Source organism: Nonomuraea sp. NPDC050022, from assembly GCF_044460705.1.
Taxonomy (GTDB): domain Bacteria; phylum Actinomycetota; class Actinomycetes; order Streptosporangiales; family Streptosporangiaceae; genus Nonomuraea.
Genome location: NZ_JBITKE010000012.1, coordinates 314,588 through 335,284, shown reverse-complemented (window position 1 = coordinate 335,284; position 20,697 = coordinate 314,588). Strand labels below are relative to the sequence as shown.

At 69.6% G+C, this 20,697-nt stretch carries 18 protein-coding genes; 11 read left to right on the top strand and 7 right to left on the bottom strand.

Annotation, left to right across the window (positions count from 1 at the left end; genetic code table 11):
- The first annotated feature begins 38 nt into the window (after positions 1-38).
- The 4 genes from ACIBO2_RS44155 (at position 39) to ACIBO2_RS44140 (ending at position 4,771) form a co-directional block, all read left to right on the top strand.
- Entirely contained in the window at positions 39-761 is a 723-nt protein-coding gene (locus ACIBO2_RS44155; RefSeq protein ID WP_358556181.1) for a TetR/AcrR family transcriptional regulator, read from the top strand.
- A gap of 112 nt (positions 762-873) precedes the next feature.
- The gene (locus ACIBO2_RS44150; RefSeq protein WP_358556179.1) at positions 874-2,247 is read left to right on the top strand and encodes an MFS transporter; all 1,374 of its coding nucleotides are present in this window, start codon (positions 874-876) and stop codon (positions 2,245-2,247) included.
- A gap of 21 nt (positions 2,248-2,268) precedes the next feature.
- A complete protein-coding gene (locus ACIBO2_RS44145; RefSeq protein ID WP_358556177.1) occupies positions 2,269-3,273 on the top strand; it encodes an enolase C-terminal domain-like protein in 1,005 nt (334 codons plus the stop codon).
- A 658-nt stretch (positions 3,274-3,931) separates the two neighbouring features.
- The gene (locus ACIBO2_RS44140; RefSeq protein ID WP_358556175.1) at positions 3,932-4,771 is read left to right on the top strand and encodes a prephenate dehydratase; all 840 of its coding nucleotides are present in this window, start codon (positions 3,932-3,934) and stop codon (positions 4,769-4,771) included.
- Positions 4,772-4,944: 173 nt separating this feature from the next.
- Here ACIBO2_RS44140 and ACIBO2_RS44135 read toward each other — a convergent pair whose 3' ends face one another.
- Complete coding sequence (locus ACIBO2_RS44135; protein ID WP_397304160.1) at positions 4,945-8,019, bottom strand: CARDB domain-containing protein; 3,075 nt, start codon at positions 8,017-8,019, stop codon at positions 4,945-4,947.
- A gap of 145 nt (positions 8,020-8,164) precedes the next feature.
- Between ACIBO2_RS44135 and ACIBO2_RS44130 the strand changes: the two genes are divergently transcribed.
- Positions 8,165-8,416, top strand: a complete 252-nt coding sequence (locus ACIBO2_RS44130; protein ID WP_358556170.1) for an isochorismatase family protein — start codon at positions 8,165-8,167, stop codon at positions 8,414-8,416.
- Positions 8,417-8,499: 83 nt separating this feature from the next.
- Here ACIBO2_RS44130 and ACIBO2_RS44125 read toward each other — a convergent pair whose 3' ends face one another.
- The 4 genes from ACIBO2_RS44125 to ACIBO2_RS44110 form a co-directional block, all read right to left on the bottom strand.
- Entirely contained in the window at positions 8,500-9,663 is a 1,164-nt protein-coding gene (locus tag ACIBO2_RS44125) for a hypothetical protein (RefSeq protein ID WP_358556167.1), read from the bottom strand.
- Positions 9,660-10,190, bottom strand: a complete 531-nt coding sequence (locus tag ACIBO2_RS44120; protein WP_358556164.1) for a SigE family RNA polymerase sigma factor — start codon at positions 10,188-10,190, stop codon at positions 9,660-9,662. The genes ACIBO2_RS44125 and ACIBO2_RS44120 overlap by 4 nt, the downstream gene beginning before the upstream one ends.
- An 84-nt stretch (positions 10,191-10,274) precedes the next feature.
- On the bottom strand, positions 10,275-11,063 hold the full coding sequence (locus ACIBO2_RS44115) for a hypothetical protein (protein ID WP_397304159.1): 789 nt from the start codon (positions 11,061-11,063) through the stop codon (positions 10,275-10,277).
- A gap of 163 nt (positions 11,064-11,226) precedes the next feature.
- Positions 11,227-12,363: an ROK family protein gene (locus tag ACIBO2_RS44110; RefSeq protein WP_397304158.1), complete on the bottom strand. Its 1,137-nt coding sequence runs from the start codon at positions 12,361-12,363 to the stop codon at positions 11,227-11,229.
- Between the two features lie 107 nt (positions 12,364-12,470).
- Here ACIBO2_RS44110 and ACIBO2_RS44105 point away from each other — a divergent pair, with 107 nt between their 5' ends.
- The 4 genes from ACIBO2_RS44105 to ACIBO2_RS44090 are packed head-to-tail and all read left to right on the top strand — an operon-like array spanning position 12,471 to position 15,826.
- Entirely contained in the window at positions 12,471-13,376 is a 906-nt protein-coding gene (locus tag ACIBO2_RS44105) for a glutamate ABC transporter substrate-binding protein (RefSeq protein ID WP_358556155.1), read from the top strand.
- The gene (locus ACIBO2_RS44100; protein ID WP_358556152.1) at positions 13,376-14,020 is read left to right on the top strand and encodes an amino acid ABC transporter permease; all 645 of its coding nucleotides are present in this window, start codon (positions 13,376-13,378) and stop codon (positions 14,018-14,020) included. The genes ACIBO2_RS44105 and ACIBO2_RS44100 overlap by 1 nt, the downstream gene beginning before the upstream one ends.
- Positions 14,021-14,037: 17 nt before the next feature.
- Positions 14,038-14,877, top strand: coding sequence for an amino acid ABC transporter permease (locus ACIBO2_RS44095; protein WP_358556150.1), 840 nt, complete (start codon positions 14,038-14,040; stop codon positions 14,875-14,877).
- On the top strand, positions 14,870-15,826 hold the full coding sequence (locus ACIBO2_RS44090) for an asparaginase (protein ID WP_358556147.1): 957 nt from the start codon (positions 14,870-14,872) through the stop codon (positions 15,824-15,826). Before ACIBO2_RS44095 ends, ACIBO2_RS44090 begins: the two co-directional genes overlap by 8 nt.
- Here ACIBO2_RS44090 and ACIBO2_RS44085 read toward each other — a convergent pair.
- The gene (locus ACIBO2_RS44085) at positions 15,801-17,228 is read right to left on the bottom strand and encodes an LCP family protein (RefSeq protein WP_397304157.1); all 1,428 of its coding nucleotides are present in this window, start codon (positions 17,226-17,228) and stop codon (positions 15,801-15,803) included. The two genes, ACIBO2_RS44090 and ACIBO2_RS44085, sit on opposite strands and share 26 nt — an antisense overlap.
- A gap of 141 nt (positions 17,229-17,369) precedes the next feature.
- On the opposite strand from ACIBO2_RS44085, the gene ACIBO2_RS44080 reads away from it, so the two are divergent.
- Positions 17,370-18,236: an enoyl-CoA hydratase-related protein gene (locus ACIBO2_RS44080; RefSeq protein ID WP_358556141.1), complete on the top strand. Its 867-nt coding sequence runs from the start codon at positions 17,370-17,372 to the stop codon at positions 18,234-18,236.
- 1 nt (position 18,237) lies between these two features.
- Positions 18,238-19,152 (top strand): alpha/beta hydrolase, encoded by a 915-nt coding sequence (locus ACIBO2_RS44075; RefSeq protein WP_358556138.1) that lies wholly within the window; start codon positions 18,238-18,240, stop codon positions 19,150-19,152.
- A 39-nt stretch (positions 19,153-19,191) separates the two neighbouring features.
- Here ACIBO2_RS44075 and ACIBO2_RS44070 read toward each other — a convergent pair whose 3' ends face one another.
- A complete protein-coding gene (locus ACIBO2_RS44070; protein ID WP_397304156.1) occupies positions 19,192-20,685 on the bottom strand; it encodes an alpha/beta hydrolase family protein in 1,494 nt (497 codons plus the stop codon).
- Positions 20,686-20,697 lie beyond the last annotated feature (12 nt).

Sequence of the window (20,697 nt, the reverse complement as noted above, 5' to 3'; positions counted from 1 at the left end):
AGTGGCGAACAGCGTTCGTGTCAAGTACAGTGTTCGTCATGGGAAGCAGCGAGAACGTCCCGACCCCGCCGTGGCGCAAGGCGCGTAAGCCGGTTCAGCTCAGGCGGCAGCTGAGCCAGGATCTGATCGTCGAGACGGGATTGCGGATCCTTGACGCCGAGGGCCTCGACGGGCTGAGCATGCGCCGCGTCGCGCAGGAGCTCGACACCGGCCCCGCCTCGCTCTACGCGCACGTCGCCAACAAGGAGGAGCTCCTGGAGCTCATCTATGACCGGGTGCTCGGCGAGATCCACCTGGCCGAACCCGATCCGGCCCGCTGGAAGGAGCAGTTGCGCGAGTACGCGATCGAGTGCCACCGGGTCCTGGGCAGCCACGCCGACGTGGCCAGGGCCGCGCTGGCCAGCATCCCCCTCGGCCCGAACGCGCTGCGGATCGCCGAATACGTCTTCGGCCTGCTGATTGACGCGGGCATGGCGCCGCGTGACGCCTCGCTCGCCGTCGACCGGATCTCCCTCTACATCACCGGCGACGCCTTCGAGGGCTCGCTGCACTTCGGCAGGATGCGGGTCACGGGTCTCGGCCTGGAGGAATACTTCAAGTCGTTCGTCGGCCACATCGAGAGCCACTACCGCGCCCTGCCCGCCGAGCGGTTCCCGCACATCGCCGTGCACGTCGACGATCTGATCGCCGACGACGGGCGGGCGCGCTTCGAGTACGGCCTCGATCTGATGATCGACGGTCTCGCGGCCCGGATGCCTTAGGTTCGCAGGCCCTAAGGTGCCTTAGGCCCGCGGGCCCCGGATTCCCTAAGCCCAAGGGCCTAGGGCTGGCGCCCGATGTGCTGAGCAGGGGGTTCGGCATAGTTTGCCGGACATGACCGCAACTCTTGAAGCACCTCCCGTCAGTGTGGTGTCGGCGAAGTACCGGGCGCTCAGCGTGGGGCTGGTGGCGCTCGTCATGTTGGTGGCGTTCGAGGCGATGGCGGTGGCGACGGCGATGCCCGTCGTGGCGCGCGAGCTCGGCGGCATGCACCTGTACAACCTGGCCTTCAGCGCCACCCTCGCGGCCAGCGTGATCGCCACCGTGCTCGGCGGCAGGTGGAGCGACGTGAAGGGCCCGCTGCCGCCGGTAGCCACTGGCGTGGCGGGCTTCGTGGCGGGGCTGCTGGTGGCCGGGTTCGCGCCGAACATGGAGGTGTTCGTCGCCGGGCGGTTCATCCAGGGGCTCGGCGCGGGCCTGATCCAGGTGGCCCTCTATGTGCTGGTGGCGAGGGTCTATCCGGGTGAGATGCATCCCAGGGTGTTCGCGCTGTTCTCGGCCGCCTGGGTGGTGCCGTCCATGGTCGGCCCGGCCATCGCCGGGTTCGTGGTGGAGAACGCCGACTGGCGGTGGATCTTCCTCGGCGTCTCCCTGATCGTCGTGCCCAGCGCGCTGCTTCTGTGGCGCGGCACCGCCGGCGCGGGCCTGCGCGGCGGCGAGGCCGAGCCCGCCCCCGGCCTTGGGCGCAAGCTGGTCTGGGCCACGCTGACCGCCGTCGCCGCCGCGCTGATCCAGTACGGCAGCGCGCTCCAGCTCCGCGGCCTGCCCCTGCTCGCGGCCGGGATCGTCCTGCTGGCCGTGTCCCTGCCCAGGCTGCTGCCCCGCGGCTCGCTCCGGGCCGCCCGCGGGCTGCCGAGCGCCCCCGTGCTGCGCGGCCTGGCCTACGGCTCGCTGGTGGCGGCCCAGGTTCTCATCCCGCTCATGCTGATCAGCGAGCGTGGCCTGACGCCCACCGGCGCCGGCATCGTCCTGACCGTCGGCGCGCTCGGCTGGTCCACCGGATCCTGGATCAAGGGCCGCGGCGCCATCAGCCACCTGGCCGCGCTGCGCGGTGGCGCCATCATGGTCGCCACCGGCATCGCGCTGATGTCGCTCCTGCTGATCGACTCCGTGCCGATCGCCCTCGCGTACGTGGCCATGGCCATCTCCGGGCTCGGCATCGGCGCGCTGCACCCCACGGTGTCCGTACTGGTGCTGGAGATGTCCGCGCCCGGAGAGGCGGGCCAGAACACCGCGGCCCTCGGCGTCGGCGAGTCCGTGTTCACCGTCGTCGCCGTCGCGATCACCGGAGCCCTGTTCACCGCCACCGGCGAGACCTATCTGGTGGGCCTCGCCTTCACCTTCACCCTCGCCGTACTGGCCGCCGTCATCGCCCCGCGTTTTGCCCAGCACACGAAGGCAGGCACACTGGAAGGAGTCGTTTCTTAGCTTCGTCGCAGAGGGGGGTACATGCCGCGAGTGCGGGAGCTAGAGGTCTTCCGGCTGGTCCTGCCGTATGGCAGGCGGTCGGAGAGCCTGCTCGTCAAGCTCACCGACTACGCCGGCATGACCGGCTGGGGTGAGGCGCTGGATCCCCAGCCCAAGACCTGGGCCCGGCTGGAGGAGTCGCTGGCCGCCCAGCTCATCGGCGTCGACTGGGAGCACCCCGACGCCGTCCTGAGCGGTGACCCGGCCGTCGACATGGCCTGCTGGGACCTGTGGACCAGGATGCGGGGCGTGCCGCTCGCCGAGGCGATCGGCGGCACCCGCACCTCCCTGGTGGCCACCGTCCGGCTCGAACCCGACCCATCACTCGAAAGCCTGGTCTCACGGGTCAACCAACAGGTCTGCGCGGGCTACGGCCACGTGACGCTGGACGTGCGGCCCGGCTGGGACGTCGAGCCGGTGCGGGCCGTACGCCTGGCCTATCCGGCTCTGACGCTGGCCGTCGACGGCGGCTGCGCCTACTCCGAGGGCGGGCAGCTCGCGGCGCTGGACTCGTACGGCATCGAGGTCATCGAACGGCCCTTCCCCGTCGGCGACGTCTACGCGCACGCCTCGCTGCAGGACGAGGTGGCGGCGTCGGTGGCGGTCGAGGTGCGCTCGTCGGCGGAGCTCGACGACTACCTGACCCTGCGGGCCGCGCGGGTGCTGATCCTGCGGCCCACCGCCTTCCCGTCGCTCAGCGAGGCCCGCCGGGCGCACGACCGGGCCGCCGCGGCCGGCTGGGACATCCAGTGCGCGGGCGGACAGGGCGCCGGACTGGCCCGGGCGGCCACGGTGGCGCTGGCCAGCCTGCCGGGATGCACGCTGCCGTGCGACGTGACGCAGCCGCCGCGCAACAACCAGATCGTGACACCGATCGTGGGGGCCAACGGCGGGGTGGTGGCGGTGCCGCTGACGCAGGCGGGGCTGGGGCACGTCATCGACGAGCCCCGGGTACGCCGGATGGCCAAGGACTCGTTTCTCGCGTGACGACTACGCGATCTAACCCCCCTACCTTTATCCCGAAATTTCGCGATAAAGGGGCTTGATGCGGGGGATGTACCGGCGTTAACCAGGTGCTACCTGCCTGATCGTCGGAGCGATGGCTTGGCGGCCTCGGCTCAGATGGAGACACCCACGCCTGCCTCTGGACGATCATCAGCGACTGCGTCGCGTCCTCGACCCGGCGTCTGAGGCGGCCGGCTGGCCTACATCCGGGGCTGGACGAGGATGACCTGCGCGCGCTGATCATCAGGGAGATGAATCTCGTCCCGTCGGCGTCCTGGCAGGTCCGTTGGCTCCTCCGTCTCAATTTCCTTGACCTCGATCGGGAGGCGGAGGGCAAACCGCTGCCACAAAGGGAATGGCTGCGTGTGCACGCCCACCGGATCCGCAGTGACCTCTGGTCGGCGACAGCCGAACTGGTGGGACGCGACGTTCTGGCCCGCGCCACGCGGAGCGTCGGGGCGGTGTTTCCCGGATGGTGTCCTCGCGTCAGTGGGTCTCTGACCGCCTGGGCCTTTCGCATTCAACCAGCTCAGCGCCACAACGAGAATCACGATTCTTCTCGCCGCCAACGACTGTTCCACCAGTATCGACCCCCGGGGAGGCCATGCAGCCGAGCCCGGCTGCATGGGACACTGCTGGGGTGACCGCACGACGTATCGCCTACCAGGGGGAGCCCGGCTCGAACTCCCACTTGGTGTGCAAGCAGCACTACCCCGACTGGCATACGGTGCCGTGCGCGTCCTTCGAGGATGTGTTCGCGGTGGTGGAGAACGGCGAGGCCGAGCTGGCGATGATCCCGATCGACAACTCGATCGCCGGCCGGGTCGCCGACATCCACCACTTCCTGCCGACCTCGGGCCTGCACATCATCGGCGAGCACTTCCTGCGCATCCAGTTCAACCTGATGGCGCCGCCGGGTGCGACCCTGGACACGATCAAGGCCGTGCACAGCCACGTGCATGCCCTCGGCCAGTGCCGCCGGATCATCCGCGAACACGACCTGGTGCCGATGATCGCCGGTGACACCGCCGGCGCCGCGCGCGAGGTGGCCGAGGCGGACGACCCGACCCAGGCGGCGATCGCGCCGCCACTCGCGGCGGAGATCTACGGCCTGCACATCCTCGCCCGCGACGTCGAGGACGAGGAGCACAACACCACCCGGTTCGTGGTGCTCAGCCCCGACTTCGTGCAAGCACCGCGCGGCGAGGGCCCGGTGGTCACCTCGTTCGTCTTCAACGTCCGCAACCTGCCGGCCGCGCTCTACAAGGCGCTCGGCGGGTTCGCGACCAACGGCATCAACATGACCAAGCTGGAGAGCTACATGGTCGGCGGCCACTTCGCGGCCACCCAGTTCCTCGCCGAGGTCGACGGGCACCCCGAGGATCCCGGCCTGAAGAACGCGCTGGAGGAGTTGGCGTTCTTCACCACGGACGTGAAGATCCTCGGGGTCTACCCGGCCGACCAGTTCCGCACCGACTGAGTCTCGAGACGGGCGCCAAGGCGCCACTGTTGGGTCACGGTACTTGCCACCAGGCGAGTACCACCAGATACCACACTCGCGTTGATCGCCAGGGCACTCTGGAGGCTGTTGCGGCCTTGGACGGCCAGCCAGCCGGCATGGCCCGGCCTCGCAGGCCGGGCCATGCCGGTGGATCAGTAGCGTTCGGCGATGCCGGAGTTGATCTCGACAAGCGCCAGCGTGGTGTCGGTGAAGGCGACCACGTTGCTCAGCGGTGGCAGCGGCAGTGTGGCTTGCGCGTGGCGGGCGGCGTCGCCCACGGTCCGCAGGCCCAGCCGCTCGATGGTCACGGTGTAGACGGCCGTCGCGGCGTTGATCCGGCGGTCGGCCAGGTTGAGGTAGGTGGCCAGGAGTTCGGCCTTGAGGGTTCCGGGCTGTAGCAGCGGCAGCCGGAAGGTGTCGTTGACCTCCTGCTGGGTCAGTCGGCCGTCGGCCGGGGAGGTGTCGAAGCGGGTGTCGGTGGCCTGCACCCTGGCCAGCAGTTCGGCCGTGCGCGTCGCCGGGAGGCTCGCCCAGATGGTGGAGATCTGCGGGTTACGGCTGGGTGCCGCCTCGGTGACCGTGGAGGTACTGGAGGCCGAGACCGGGTCGTAGGCGCAGCCGTTGGCGTTGCCGTAGGTGACCTTGGCCTGGCCGGTCAGCCGGGTGCCGCCCTCGGTGAGCAGGCTGGAGCGGGTGGTGAACTCCACGCTCTTGGCGGCGCCGGCGTCCGCCGTGCCCAGGTTCCAGGTCAGGATCCGGCCGTTGACGTTCGTCGGGCGCGGCCCGGTGCCCTGGTCGAGCGCGGTGCTGTAGTAGACGCCCTCGGGGAGCGTGTACTGCAGGGTGACGCCGGTGGCGGTGGCGCTGCCGGTGTTGGCGGCGGTGAGCTTGGTGGTCACCGCCTCGGCCGCGTTCGCCGTCGGGGTGGCGGTGGCCGTCAACGTCAGCTTCGGGGCCTTGATCCGGGTGGTCGCGGAGTCGCTGTTGTTGGCGGTGTCGGTCTCGGGCTCCTCGGCCAGGTTCTTTGCCGTGACGGTGGCCCGGTTGGTGAGGTCGGTCGCGTCGGCCGTGGTGCAGGGCACCAGGTAGGTGAAGGTCTCAGTGTGGGAGGCCTGCGCAGCCAGTTCCGGCAGCGCCCGGTTCACCGCGGTGCCGTCGGGCAGGGTGTCGGTGAGGCTTACCGCGGCGGCGCGGCCCTTGCCGATGTTGCTGGTCTTCACCTGGTAGGTGAGCGTGTCGCCGGGTAGCGCGGTCGCCTTGTCGACGGTTTTGGCGACCGTGACGTCGGGCTCGTAGAAGTTACGCCGCGCCAGCTCCGAGCTGACCACCTGCCGGAACGAGATCTCCGGCCCCGAACCGGTGATGGCCGCGCCCTTGAACTTCAGGCTGGCCCAGTCATCGTGCCCGGTCAGGACCGTCTCCCGCCCGCTGTCGCCGCCACTGGGCGTGGACTGGCAGGTGTTGTCCCCGCCCGCCAGGATGTCGTCGCCTGTCCGGACGTCGTTCGGGTTGACGGTGCTGTTGAGGCCGTTCGTGCCGCCCAGCACGCAGACGTCGTCGTCGGCGTTGATGTCCACGGCCAGGGGCGGTGTCGCCGGGTCGATGATGGGCTGGCCGGCGGTGTCGAAGTTCGCGTTCCAGTTCAGCGGCCCTCGTCCCGGCCCGAACCTCTCGTTGCGCATCGGGTCCAGCCAGCGGGTGAGGTCGGTGCCGTCCTGGATGCCCATCGACTCGTTGAGCGCGGTCCTGTCCAGGTCGGGCAGGTCCTCGCGCGAGTAGTCGAGGCGGCGGGCGGGGTCGCGGCCGGGGGCGATCGGGATGCCGCCCGGGTCGAAGGAGTAGTTCATGACGCTGAGGTAGTTGGGCTTGTGATTGGTGCGGATGCTGCCGCCGTGGGCGAGTCCGAGGGCGTGGCCCAGCTCGTGCATGATCGTGCCCGACTGGTCACGGACCGTGCCGACCCGGGCGTTGTCCCGGCCGGTGCCCGGAGGCAGGACCTGCTCGTCGTCGGGGCGGGGGACGAGGGTCGTGTCGACTTTGCTCTCGCAGTCGCCATTGGTGCCGACGTCGATCTCGTTGGTGCCGAGCAGCACGTCGTCGCCGCCGAGCTTGGTGTCGATGACGCCGTTCGTCCCGGGCGCGACGCACAGGGTGCGCCAGGAGCCGAGCGTGATCAGGAAGTCCTTGTCGTCGTCGCAGCAGACCCCGGACACGCCGGCCGCGTTGGGCTGGTCGTGAGCGGCAATCGCGTAGTGGGCGTAGGGACGCAGCAGCGGGCTGAGATTGGCTGTCCGGAACCTGCGGAAGTCGTTGTCGAGCCCGATTGTGGCCTGTTCGGCGATCGCGTTGCCCTCGATGTAGATGAAGTCCACGCCGACCGGGGTGGGCACCCCCGCGTACCGGCAGGGCCGCACGGGATCGACCGGCGCGTTCGCGAACGCGTTCCTGACCTCGGCGATCGCGGCGGATTTGGGTTTGTGGTTCTCGGCGGGCGAGGTCATGTAGTCGATGGTCACGATGACGCTCTTGCGGCAGGGGTTGATGCCCATCGCCGCCAGGTCGTAGCGCATCGTGCCGTCCGCCTCCCTGATGCCGAACCGCTCGACGACGTCGTAGATGCCGTCCCCGTCGGTGTCGGGAAGGGTGGCGGGATCCACCTTGATGTCGATGCCGATCGTGGCCGCGACGCCGTCGTTGACCTCGGGGAAGTTCGGGTCACCGTCACCGGTGATCCGGCCCTGGCTCGGCGTGATCCCGTCGGCGACGCCGCGCCAGGAGCGTGTGCCGAGGTCGAAGTCCAGGTTCAGCTCGTCGTCCTGGTTGCCGGGGCTGATGTCCATGAGATCGTCGCCGAAGTTGGTGCCGTCGTCGTAGTCCCACAGCCTGATGAGCACCGGCACGGTGAACTTGTCATCGGGTACGGAGATCGTCCTGGTGAAGATCCAGGGGTCGGGGAAGGTGCTGGGGTCGAAGATGTCGTCCTGCACGTACGGCTTGCGCAGGACGGGATCGCCCGGTCCGTCGCCGATGCGGATCTCGGGGAAGTAGTCGCCGTCCCCGCCGTCGTCGTCCGGGTTCTCGTGCTGCTGGACGTGGTTGATGGTCAGCGTGATGGTGACGTCCGTGGCGGCACTGGCCACCGAGACGATCGCCGTGTTGAGCGCGATGAGACAGAGCACGACCAGCGGGATGACAACCAATCGGCTGAAATGTGGTGGATGACGCATGCGCCCAACGATGAGGACCTTGCGGCGGTACAGCATGAGTAGTGGCTACTCAACCGTGCAGGCGGTCAAGAACCGCGGACTCACGGCAGACTAGGCAGGAGCAGAACAGCCTCTCGCCTGGCCGAGCGCATCCGTCGACGAAGTGTTGACAGCGGGCCTCGAGGTACTGCTCCGCGGCCTGGAGATCAAGCGGCTGCTCGTCGCCGGCATCCTGACCAACGTCTGTGTGGAGACCACGGTGCGCTCCGCCGACCAGCGCGGCTTCGACCCGTACGTGGCCAGCGACTGCACGACCGCCTACGGAGAGACGCGTGATGCGGCGCTGGCCGCGATGGACGTTGTGTTCGCCACGGTCGGCAAGTGGCATGAGTTGTTCGACCCGCTGAGCGAGGAGTAGCTCTTTACGGACGATTGCCGCCTGCGCCCGCCTGCCGCTGTACATGCTGGTGGACCTGGGGTTCACCGGCTGCGGGGAGTCGGTCAGAAGCCGGGGATCGACATGTCGCCTGCCCATGCACGATAGGTGTACCTGGCGAGTTCGCGGACCCGGCCGGTGGTGAGGTCGATGCCGTACGTGATGTCTCCCAGGGTGGGCACGTCTTCCGGCGCTTTGCCCCACGCCCCGCGCGCCCGGTCGGCGACGACCACTTCTGTGGTGCTGAGCCAGCCGCCGATTCGCATGGCAGAAAAGTCCTTCGGCGTGTCGCGCAACTCGACCTTGCCCGAGATCTCTCCCGACGGCAGGTAGATGGTGTGAAGGGTGATGTTCAGCCCTCCCGGGCCGCTATGGGCCGTGCCCGCGTCCAGGTAGGCCAGCGTCCGCCCGTCCGGGGACAGTTCGCTGACGTTGACTACCTTGGCATCGGTAGTGAGGGTCTTGACCTTGCCGTCGGCCAGTAAGCCGAGCTGGCGATCCTTCGTCACGACCACCGGGGTGCCGCCGTTGGGCACCCGCTGGATCTGCCAGCCTTGCGGAACTTCCGTCACCTTCCCGGTCTCCACGTCGAGGACCGAGTTCGACCCGCCTGGGCCGTTCATGCCGAGGAAGCGTCCGTCTGGTGAGATCTGCAGCACTCCGCCCGCCTTGACCATGGCCGCTCTGGTGATGGTCTGCGGCGAGAGCCAGATTTGGCCGCTGTCCAGGTCGCGGACCGCGAACCGCTGGTCCTTCTCGCTGTAGTAGGCGATCCGCCGCCCATCGGAGCTGATCTCCAGCGGGGCGGATGTGTTCATGTAGTTCTTGGCGCTCTGCTCGCTGTAGACGCTCACGGCCTCCGGCACCCTGAAACTCTGGCCGGTGCGGGTCACCAGCCGCCACTGGGCGCACGTTCTGTCGCCAAGGGCGGAGGTATTGCGTCCCGGCTCCCATTGCCGCCCGCAGAAGTCGTGGTAGGCGCGACTCGCCGGGGCCACGCCGGAAGCGGGCAGGACGTCCGTCACCTTGGTGCTGATGGTGCCGCCGCCCGGCGAGCCGCCCATCAGGACGGCGCCGGTCAGGGTCAGGGCGAGCAGTGCCGCCGCCGCGCTCGCCAGGGTGACCGTCCTCTGGCGCCGGGTGCCGCGCAGCACCTTTTCGGCCATGTCGGCCGGGCCGTCCGATGCCTGGTCGGCGATCAGCCGGAGCTCGTCGCTGAATCTCGTCATCGGACCGCCTCCTGAGGCTCGACGTCGTGGAGCAGGTAGGCCAGCTCGGGGGCCAGGACGCGCAACCGGCCGAGGGCGTGGCTGGTCTGGCTCTTGACCGTGCCCGCCGAGCAGCCGAGCAGGTCGGCGGTCTCCTCGACGCTGCGATCCTCGTAGAACCGCAGGACCAGGACGGCGCGCTGCCGCCGCGTCAGCCGCATGAGAGCTTCGTGGAGCGCGAGACGGTGCAGGCTCTCGTCGCTCGGATCGCGCCCCGGCCCGGCTTCCAGCGGGTCGGAGCGCGGAGTCTCCACGCGGCCACGAGTGCGCCGATACCAGGAGACGTGCTCGTTGTACAACGCCCTGCGCACGTATGCCTCGGGATTGGCATCGGCGGCCAGCTTGCGCCAGTGCCTGGCCGTCCGCATCAGCACGGTCTGTAATAAGTCCTCGGCCTGCGGGCTGTTGCCGGTGAGCAGGTACGCGGTGCGCATCAGCGCGGGCTGGCGCAGGCGTACGAACTCCCGAAAGCCCTCATATGGGTCCATGAAACTCCCTTCACCCGGTATCAAACGCGGGTGAAGCCGTTCGCGTTGGAACCCTGCCCAGGCCAGTGCGCGAGGAGTAGCGCGTCAGCAGCGGCGGGTCCAGTGCTTGCGGGCCCACACATTGCGGCACTTTCTTGACGGCGTACCGAGATAACCGTCGTCGGTCTTGGTGCAGACGCCGTTCGCCGTTTCTGTGCACTCATTGGTGGCGACGCACTCATTGTTGATGGTCGTGGTGCAGTATTCCTCCTCGTCACCGTCCTCCTCATCGGGCTCGGGCTCCGGGGCGTCCGGATCCTCGTAACCGATCGCTGCCTTGGCGGCGTCGCCGCCTTTGCTACGAGCTTTGTACGCCTCCGCGTACGGCTCACGGAAAGAACCGTCGTCGGCTTTCTTGCCCATCGCCGGAACGGTGCCGTCGATGCGAATGTAATACCAGCCGTATCCCTTCTCGCCGTCGTCGCACCTGATGTTCGCGAACCGGATCCGAGTCGCCTTTCGCACGCAGACCTTCACGCGGTCGTCGACGTCGGCGATCATCGCGTCCGAGCCGCTGCCGCCCTTGGCGGGAGCTCGGTACGAGTCGCCTCGTGGCTGTTTGAACGAGCCATGCTTGGCTTTGGAGCCGGTGGCGGGCACCCGGGCCTCCAGCGAGAAGAAATACCAGGCGGTGCCGGGCCGCGCGTCGTCGCACGGTCGATAGTTGATCCGCAGGCGCGTCTTCTTGTTGACGCAGATCTCGAAGAAGCCCGCGTCGTCGTCATCACTTTCTTCTGACGTCGAATTCTGCGGGACCGGTTGTTCGGCGACCGGATTAGTGGTTTCGGTTTCGGCCGGTGGCGAAGTGGTGGTGCATCCGGCGATCAGGAGCACGGAGGTGAAGAGGAAAACGAGTCGTAACGGGATGGGTGACAAAGGACCTCACATGGTGCGACGACTGGGACCCCGATTTATCAGAGGTACGTTAGCGTAAAAGCGCCCGCCACCGTGGTGACGGGCGTTTCGGGTGTGTCGCATCGCGAGCGAGAATGGCCGCCTAAACCAGCGCCGCCTCCAATAGGAGCGCTCCGGCGCCCAGGAGGGCGGCGTCCCGGCCGGCCCGCGCCGGGGCGATCTCCAGGTCGCGGGTCGCCAACGGCAGGCAGCGCTCGTACACCGCCGCCCTGATGGAGGTGATCAGCGGTTCGGCCGCCGACAGACTGCCGCCCACCGCGATCACGTCCGGGTTGAAGAAGTTGACCAGCACGGTGAGCACTTCGCCGATCCGCCGCCCCGCGCCCCGGACCAGGCTGGTGGCCTCGGGGATCGCGTCGTCCACCAGGCTCACGATGTCGGCGGGACGGGCCACGGTGATCCCGGCGTCCGCGAGGGCCGACATGAGGGCGGCCCCGCTGGCGTACGCCTCCAGGCAGTCGGGGTGGCCGCAGGCGCACAGGACGGACGAGTCGGAACGTACCCGTACGTGGCTGATGTCGCCCGCCGCGCCCCGCCCCCGGTGCAGGTGGCCGTTGACGATCACGCCGCAGCCGATGCCGGTCCCGGCCTTGAGGACCATGAGGTTGTCGCAGCCGGGCCAGTGCCTGGCCTCGCCGGCGGCCATCAGGTTGGCGTCGTTCTCGACGAGGATCGGCAGGTCGTAGCGCAGACCCAGATGCTCGGCGACGGGGAAGCCGTTCCAGCCGGGCATCCGCGAAGGCGTGACCACCCGGCTGGTGGCCGGGTCCACCGGGCCGGGGATGCCGGTCCCCACCCCGCGCAGCGGCACGTCATCCGGCACATGTACGGCCAGCAGCTCGTCGAAGGCGTCCGACAGGAGGTCCAGCGTGGCCTCCGGACCCCGGGCGATCTCGCAGGGCCGCTCCTCGATCACCAGCGGGGCGCCGCTGAGGTCGAGCAGCCCGAGCCGCGCGTGGTGCGCGCCGAGGTCGGCGACCGCCAGCACCCCCGCCGACGGCGACAGGCGCAGCCGCCTGGGTCGCCGCCCACCCCGTGAGGTGCCCGAGCCCTCCTCGCCGAGCAGGCCCAGCGAGATCAGCTCCTCGACCCGGAGCGAGACGCTGGAGGCGGCCAGCCCGGATAAGCGGGCGAGGTCGGCCCGCGACTCGGCCCGGCCGGTGGCCACGAGACGCAGCAGGTCCCCCTGTGCCCCGCTCACGGGCAGCCGCTGGTTCATGCTGAGAGGAATATCATGTCCTGACTTCCTGCGACAACGTATTGACTTCGTACGAAATCTGCCACTACGTTCCGCTTCATCTTCGATTTCGAAGGAAGTGGATGGTCATGAAGAGACTTGTCGCTGTCGTCGCCGTTTCCCTGTTAGGCCTGGCGGCCTGCGGCGAGACGAGCAGCCCCGCCGTGCCCGGAGGAGAGACCAAGAAGGACGACGTCCTCGCGCAGGCGCCGGTCGCGGCCGCCGCGGACATCCTGCCCGGCTCCACCATGGAGAAGATCAAGCAGCGCGGCGAGCTGATCGTCGGCGGCTCGCTGGACGCGCCGTTGCTCTCCCAGCAGAACCCGGCCACCGGCCAGGTCGAGGGCTTCGACGCCGATCTGGGCAAGGCGCTGGCCAAGTACATCATCGGCCAGCCCAAGGTGAAGATCGTCAACTCGGCCTCGGAGACCCGTGAGGCGCTGCTCGCCAACGGCACCGTGGACGTCGTCTTCCAGACGTACACGATCACGCCGGAACGGGCGAAGCAGGTGGCGTTCGCCGGGCCGTACTACACCTCCGGCCTGACCATCGCGGTGAAGAAGGGCGCGACGGGCATCGCCAAGCCCGAGGACCTGAACGGCAAGAAGGTCCTCGCCGGCGCCAACACGCCCGCCATCCCCGCGATCAAGAAGTTCGCGCCCCAGGCGGAGATCATCACGTTCGGCAGCGACCCGGAGTGCCTCCAGGCGCTCAAGCAGGACCGGGGCGTCGCCTACGTCCAGGACGAGACGCTGCTGATCGCCGACGCCAAGAAGGACCCGTCGATCCAGATCGTCACCAAGCCCTTCACCGTCGACCCGTACGGCATCGGGCTCAAGCACGGTGACGACCAGTTCAAGACGTTCACCAACGCCTGGCTGAAGAAGATGCAGGACGCCGGGGCCTGGCAGAAGATCTGGAAGAACTCCATCGGCACGGTCGTCGTGGGCGACGCTCCGCAGCCGCCCCAGATCGGGTCCGTGCCGGGGTCCTGATGTCCGTCCTCTTCGACCACCTGCCCGAGCTGTGGCAGGGGCTGCTCGTGACGTTCCAGCTGACCGCCGCGTCGTTCCTCGGCGCGGCGGTACTGGGCGTGCTGGTCACCGCCCTGCGGGTGAGCCCGGTACGGGTGCTGCGCGCCCTCGGCACCGCCTACGTGGAGACCTTCCAGAACCTGCCGCTGCTGGTGCTGCTCGTCCTGGCGTTCTTCGGCCTGCCGGAGATCGGGATCAAGGCCGACCTGCTGGTAACGGCCATCGCGGTGATCTCCGTATATGAGGCCGCCTACATCGGCGAGGCGCTGCGGTCCGGCGTGAACTCGGTGGCCAAGGGGCAGGGCGAGGCGGCCCGCGCGATCGGGCTGACGTTCGCCCAGTCGCTGCGGCACGTCATCCTGCCGCAGGCGCTGCGTACGGTGGTGCAGCCGATCGGCAACATCTTCATCGCGCTCACCATGAACACGGCGCTCGCGGCGGCCGTCGGCGTCGTCGACCTGACCGCGGCGGCCAACCGGGTGAACCTCCTTGAGGCCCAGCCCATCCCGATCTTCGTCGGCGCGGGCGCGGCGTACGCGCTGATCGCCGCGTGCGCGGGCTTCGTCACCGGCCGACTCGAACGACGGCTGGCGATCCTCCGATGAGCGCTGGGAGTAAGGCCATGAGCACCGCTCTGTTCGACGAGCCGGGCCCCCGGGCGCGGCGGCGCATCCGGATCGCGACCGTCGTCGGCGTACTCGCCGCCCTCGCGCTGCTCGTGCTGGCCGTCCGGCAGTTCGCCGCCAACGGGCAGCTGGACGCCGCGCGCTGGCAGCCGTACGCCACCTGGCCCATGTGGCGCTATCTCCTGACCGGGCTGTGGACCACCGCGCTGGCCGCGGTGGTCTCGGCCGCGCTGGCGATGGCGCTCGGGCTGGTGCTGGCCCTGGGCCGGCTGTCGCGCCACCGTTTCCTGCGCGTCCCCGCCGCCGTCTACGTCGAGGTGGTCAGGACCATCCCGACGCTGCTGCTGGTGTACGTGGTGCTGTTCGCGCTGCCGAAGTACGGGCTGGACCTGCCGCTGTTCTGGAAGCTCGTGGTGCCGCTGTCGGTGTCGAACGCGGCGGCGTTCGCCGAGATCTTCCGCGCCGGGATCCGCTCCATCGAGCGCGGCCAGGGCGAGGCGGGCCTGGCGGTCGGCCTCACCCACGGCCAGACCATGCGCCTGATCGTGCTGCCGCAGGCCGCCCGCCGGGTGCTGCCGTCGATCGTCAGCCAGTCGGTCGGGCTGCTCAAGGACACCGCGCTCGGATTCGTCGTCAGCTACGCCGAACTGCTCTACAGCGGCAAGGTCCTGGCCGCCTACAACGGCTACCTCATCCAGACCTACCTCGTCGTCGCGCTGGTCTACCTGGTGGTCAACGCGTCGCTGTCCAAACTGGCCCGTACGCTGGAGGCCCGCCGGCGCGCGGCCCCCGCCATCCCCAGAACCAGAATCAGAAGGAGATTCGCTCGTGCCTGAACTCGCCCTCCTCGCCGAGGTCGTGCGCTCCGGATTCGTCGAGAGCCTCCACTACGGCAGCGCCGTCGGCCTCGACCCGTCGGGCCGGGCCGTGGTCGAGCTCGGCCGGGTCGAGGCGCCGGTGCTGCCCCGCTCGTCGGCCAAGCCGTTCCAGGCGCTGGCCTGCCTGGTCGCGGGCGCCGCGCTGAGCGGGCCGCGCCTGGCGATCGCGGCGGGCAGCCACACGGGCGAGGACTTCCACGTACGGCTGGTCGGCGAGCTGCTGGCCGACTACGGGCTGGACTTCGGGGCGCTCGGCTGCCCGGCGACCTGGCCCGAGGACCAGGCCACCATGCACGCGCTGATCAGGCAGGACCAGGGCGTCTCCCGCGAGCGGATGAACTGCTCGGGCAAGCACGCCGCGATGCTGGCCGCCGCCGTGGCCAACGGCTGGGACGTGGACTCCTACCTGGCCGCCGAGCACCCGGTGCAGCTCCGGGTGCGCTCGGTCACCGAGGACCTGGCGGGGGAGAAGGCCGCCCACGTTGCCGTGGACGGCTGCGGGGCGCCCCTGTTCGGGCTGTCGCTGACCGGCCTGGCGCGGGCCGTACAGGGGCTCGTGCTGGCCGCGCCCGGCAGCGCGCCGCGCCAGGTGGCCGACGCGATGCGCGAGCACCCCGAGTACGTCGGCGGGACCGGCCACCAGAACACCGAGCTCATGCGCGCCCTGCCCGGCGCCCTGGCCAAGGGCGGCGCGGAAGGCGTGCTGGTCGTGGCGATGGAGTCCGGGCACTCGGTCGCGGTGAAGGTCATCGACGGCAGCCCGCGCGCCACCACGGTCATCGCCCTGTCCGTGCTCCGCGAGATGGGCTGCGAGGTGTCCTCGGCCGCCGCGTTCGAGAGCGTGGCCGTGCTCGGCGGCGGCGCGCCGGTCGGCCGGATCGTCACAGCGAGCCGCACCCCTCGGTAAGGGTCTTGGTGGGGTCGCTCTCCTTCTGCTTCTTGGACGAGGGCGATCTGGTGGACTTCGGCGCCGAAGAAGACTCCGGGGAAGCCGTGGCCGCGGTAGGCCGGTCGCCCGCCGAATCGCGGATGGCCTTCTCGGTGATGGAGCGGATCTTCGCCCAGTCCGGGGAGACGGTGCTGATCAGCGGCGGCACGAACTGGATGCTCGTCACCCTGGCGTTCTTGACCTGCAGCGCCAGCGGCACCAGGTGCTTGAGCATCGGCCGAGGGATGTCGGTCCTGATCAGCTCCTTGGTGGCCCCGGCGATCCGGTTGAACCTGGTCAGCACGGTCGCCGGGTCGGCCTGGTCGAGCAACGCGCCGATCACGCACCGCTGACGGCGCATCCGGGTGAAGTCATCGCTGAAGGTACGTGAGCGGGCGTACCACATCGCGTCGGCGCCCTTCAGCTTGCGCGTGCCCGCCTTGACCAGGCCCTCGTTGTAGCGGCCGAACACCACGTCCTGCTCGACCGTGAGCGTGACCCCGCCGATCGCGTCGATCAGCCGGGCGAACCCCCACATGTTGACCAGGGCGTACCAGTCGACCTTGAGCCCGAGGGTGTAGCCGATCGTGTCCATCAGCACCTTGGGGCCCTGGTGCTGCTTGCCGCCGAAGATCTCGGGGTGCGCGTCGGCGTACTCCCAGACGCTGTTGAGCAGGTCGCTGCGGCCGCCGCCCGGGTCGGGCGGCAGGCGGAACCCGTTGGGGAAGTGCTGGGCCATCGGCGTGCCCGGACGGAACCGCACGTTCTCCAGGTTGCGTGGCAGGCTGACCAGCACGGTGTTGCCGCTCTTCACGTCGACGGTGGCCACGTTCATGCTGTCGGTGCGTACGCCGATCCGGTTGTCGTCGGCGTCGCCGCCGATGAGCAGGATGTTCACCCTCGTACGGCCCGCCCACGGGTCCTCGGGGCGGGTCGTCGTCCCTTCGGCCTGCGGCTCGGGGGTGCCGTCGTTCACGAAGATGTCGTTGATCGCGTTCCGGGACGTCCAGACATAGCTCGAGACCATCCCGAACGGCAGCACGACCAGCACGGCGAGCAGCCCCGCGAACGTGCCCGCCAGGACCTGCCCGGCCTGCGGCAGACTGCCGGGCCGCAGCACGACGAACGAGTGGACGATCAGCGCGAACCACGCCACCCCGAGCACGACGGCGCCGGCGGTGATGCCCGTCAGCCAGCTGTCCTGGGTCAGATCGCCCAGCAGGTTGTCGGTGCTCAGCCTGACGGCGAGAAGCGCGAGCAGCCCCGCCGCGTAACAGCCGAGCAGGATCAGACCCGTCTTGCGCCATCCGGCCCGCAGATGCGCCGCCCCGGGCGCGAGCGCGGCCAGCACCAGCCAGCCGAGAACCGCCGCGGCGCTCACCGGTTTCCTTGCCTGCTTCACGCCATCCCCGTTTCCCCGCGAACCTCACCGTAGGCCGAATCGAGGCGGCAGCCTACGGACAGAATGCGAAATATGTCTTTAGGGGAGAGTGAACATTAGTAACCGAATAAGATTCGGCCTATGTCCTTCTCCCAGATCGACTACGGCGTGACCAGCCGGGTCGCCACGATCACATTGAAGCGCCCCGAGAGGCTGAACGCCTTCACCTTTGCCATGCGCGGAGAGTTGATAAAGGCGTTCGACCTCGCGGACGCCGATGACGACGTACGCGCCGTGGTGGTCACCGGCGCGGGCCGGGCGTTTTGCGCGGGGGCCGATCTGGTTGGTGGCGGCGACACCTTCGGCCACCGCGAGTCCGGCGAAGGCGAACTCGTCGACGGCGCGCCGCGCGACGGCGGCGGCACGGTCGCGCTGCGCATCGCCCGGTCGCTCAAGCCGGTCATCGGCGCCATCAACGGCCCCGCCGTCGGCGTGGGCGTCACGATGACGCTGCCGATGGACGTCCGGCTGGCCGCCGACACCGCGAAATTCGGCTTCGTCTTCGCCCGCCGAGGGATCGTCACCGAGGCCGCGTCGAGCTGGTTCCTGCCCAGGCTCGTCGGCATCGCGCAGGCCATGGAGTGGGTGGCCACCGGGCGTGTCTTCCCCGCCTCAGAGGCGCTGGAGGGCCGGCTGGTGTCCCGCGTACTGCCCGCCGAGGAGCTTTTGCCCGCCGCCTACGCGCTGGCCCGGGAGATCGCCGACAACACCTCCGCCGTGTCGGTCGCCGCGATCCGCAGACTGATGTGGTCAGGGCTGTCGGCCTCGTCGCCCTGGGAGGCGCACGCGGCCGACTCCCGGCTGATGGCCGAGCTCGGGTCCGCGCCGGACACCGTGGAGGGGGTGACGGCGTTCCTGGAGAAGCGGCCGGCCGAGTTCCCGATGAAGATCAGTGAGGACCTGCCGGGCGGTGTGCCGTCATGGCCGGTAAATCCTTATCGTGTCTAGCATGTACGACACCACCGTTCTGTCCATGCCGCCCGACTTCGAAGGCGACGTCGTAGCGACGCTGATCTCCCGCCGAGCCGGTTCCCGCAGGGCGGTGCTCTACCTTCACGGGTTCACCGACTACTTCTTCCAGGACCACCTCGCCGACCACTACCTCGGCCGCGGCATCGACTTCTACGCCCTCGACCTGCGCAAGTACGGCAGGTCGTTACTGCCGCACCAGACCAGGGGCCTGGTCAGGAGCGTCACGGAGTACTTCCCGGAGATCGACGAGGCCGTACGCGTCATCAGGCGCGACCACGACGAGCTGACGATCAACGCGCACTCGACCGGCGGCCTGGTCGCGCCGCTGTGGGCCGACCGCGTCCGCGGCCAGGGCCTGGTGCAGGGGCTCGTGCTCAACAGCCCGTTCTTCGACCTGAACGTGCCCGCTCCGCTCCGCCTGGCCGCCGACCTGCTCAAGACGCCGCTGTCGTACTCCAGCCGGGCGCTGCCGCTGGGCGTCAGCTTCGCGTACGGCCAGAGCCTGCACCGCACCGAACAGGGCGAATGGGACTACGACCTGGAGCTCAAGCCGCTCGGCGGCTTCTCCGTGCACGCCACCTGGCTGGCCGCCATCCGCCGGGCGCAGCGGCGGCTGCACGCCGGGCTGGCCGTGGACGTGCCGGTCCTCGTGCTCGCCTCGACCACGGGCCTGCGGGTACGCGACTTCGTCCCCGAAGCCCGCTCGGCCGACACCGTACTCGATCCCCGGCACATCGCCCGCTGGGCCACCTGCGTGGGCCCGCACGTCACCTGCGTACGCATCCCCGACGGCATGCACGACCTGGTGCTGTCGGCCGAGCCGGTGCGCAAGCAGGTGTTCGCCGAGATCGACCGGTGGCTGAACGCCTTCGTCTACCAGACCGGAGGCTGAGCACGTTCGTTTACCAGGTCGGTGGCTGAGCGCCTTCGTCTACCAGGGGAACGCGAACAACCCGTAGTAGGCCGCCGCCACCAGCAGCAGCCCCGTGCCGCCGAGCACGCCCGCGATCGCCACGTGCTGCCAGCGGCTCGGTCGCATGCCCTCCCGCAGCCCCGCCACGACCGCCGCCACCGCCGTGACCTCCTGCACCAGCATCAGTACGGCCAGCACCCGCACCACCAGCCAGCCGGCCAGCACGGCCGGCCAGGCCCCGGCCTGGTTCACCGAGAACAGCACCAGCACCGTGATGAACGCCAGCACCGAGACCAGCAGCCCCAGCCCCGTCCACGCCATCCGGCGCAGCCGCCGCCTGATCGGCGGCCAGAGCCTGGCGTTGGTGTCGGCCGGGGTCTGCCGGCGGCCGCGCAGGCGTACCACCATCGCCGCCACGGGGCCCGCCACGTAGCCGACGGCGGCCAGGCAGATCGTCAGCCCCAGCATCGTGCCGCCCGCGTACCACGGAGCGGCGGGGACGTCGCTGGCCTCGAAGCGCTGCACCGGCGTCGTGCCCGCCACGTGCAGCTGGGGCCGCGCCGTGCCGGGCAGGCCGAGGATCCAGTTCGCCAGCGTCTCCAGGTAGCCGTGCGCGAACGGGCCGCCGTTGATCCGCATGGCGTGGTCGGCCTTGTCCATGAAGCGGATCGTGTACTGGTCGTTGCCCGCCGCCTTGAGCGCGGTGATCAAGGACTGGGACGACTCCACGAACGGGATGGACGGGTCCATCGTCCCGTAGAACGCCAGCACCGGCTGCCTGATCTGGCGCAGCGCGGGCATCGCGTCGTAACGGAGGAAGTTGAAGCCCACCCCGCCCATCGCCCTGGTGAGCAGGTCGCGCACGCCGATCGGCGCGCGCAGGCGCAGCAACTGCTCGTTCAGCGCCCAGGCCACCTGCCGGAGCGGCGACACGTTCGGCGAGGACACCAGCACCGCGAACCCCACGTCGCGGCTCTTGGCCGCCGCGATGGGCACCACCCAGCCGCCCTCGCTGACCCCCCACAGCCCGGTGCGGTCGGGGTCCACGTCGGGACGCGTGCGCATGTACTCGATCATGCGCAGCGCGTCGTCCGCGAGCAGCCCGAAGTCGCGGTCGCGGAAGTTGTAGCCGACCGTCCGCTTGTCGAAGGCCAGCGTCACCACGCCCGCCTTGGCCAGGAACTCCGCCTGCGGCGTGAACTCCGTCCGCGAACCGTTGCCCGACCCCGACACGAACACCATCGCCGGATGCCGTCCCGGCGTCGTGGGGGCGCGGACCGTTCCGAACAGTGTCTGGCCCTCAGCCGGGAGCGAGATCTCCTCGCGGTGCACGGGAGTCGCCGCGACCACGGGCCGCAGCTCGTTCGCGGGCTGGGGCGGGAGCGCCTGCATCGTGTGATCGGCCTGGAGTGGCGGAGGGTTGAACGCGGGTGGCAGAACGTAGCCGACCGCGGCCAGGGCCACCAGCACCAAACCTGCGGCGACGCTCACGGTGCCACGGCCAGTGCGCATCGGCCTCCCCAT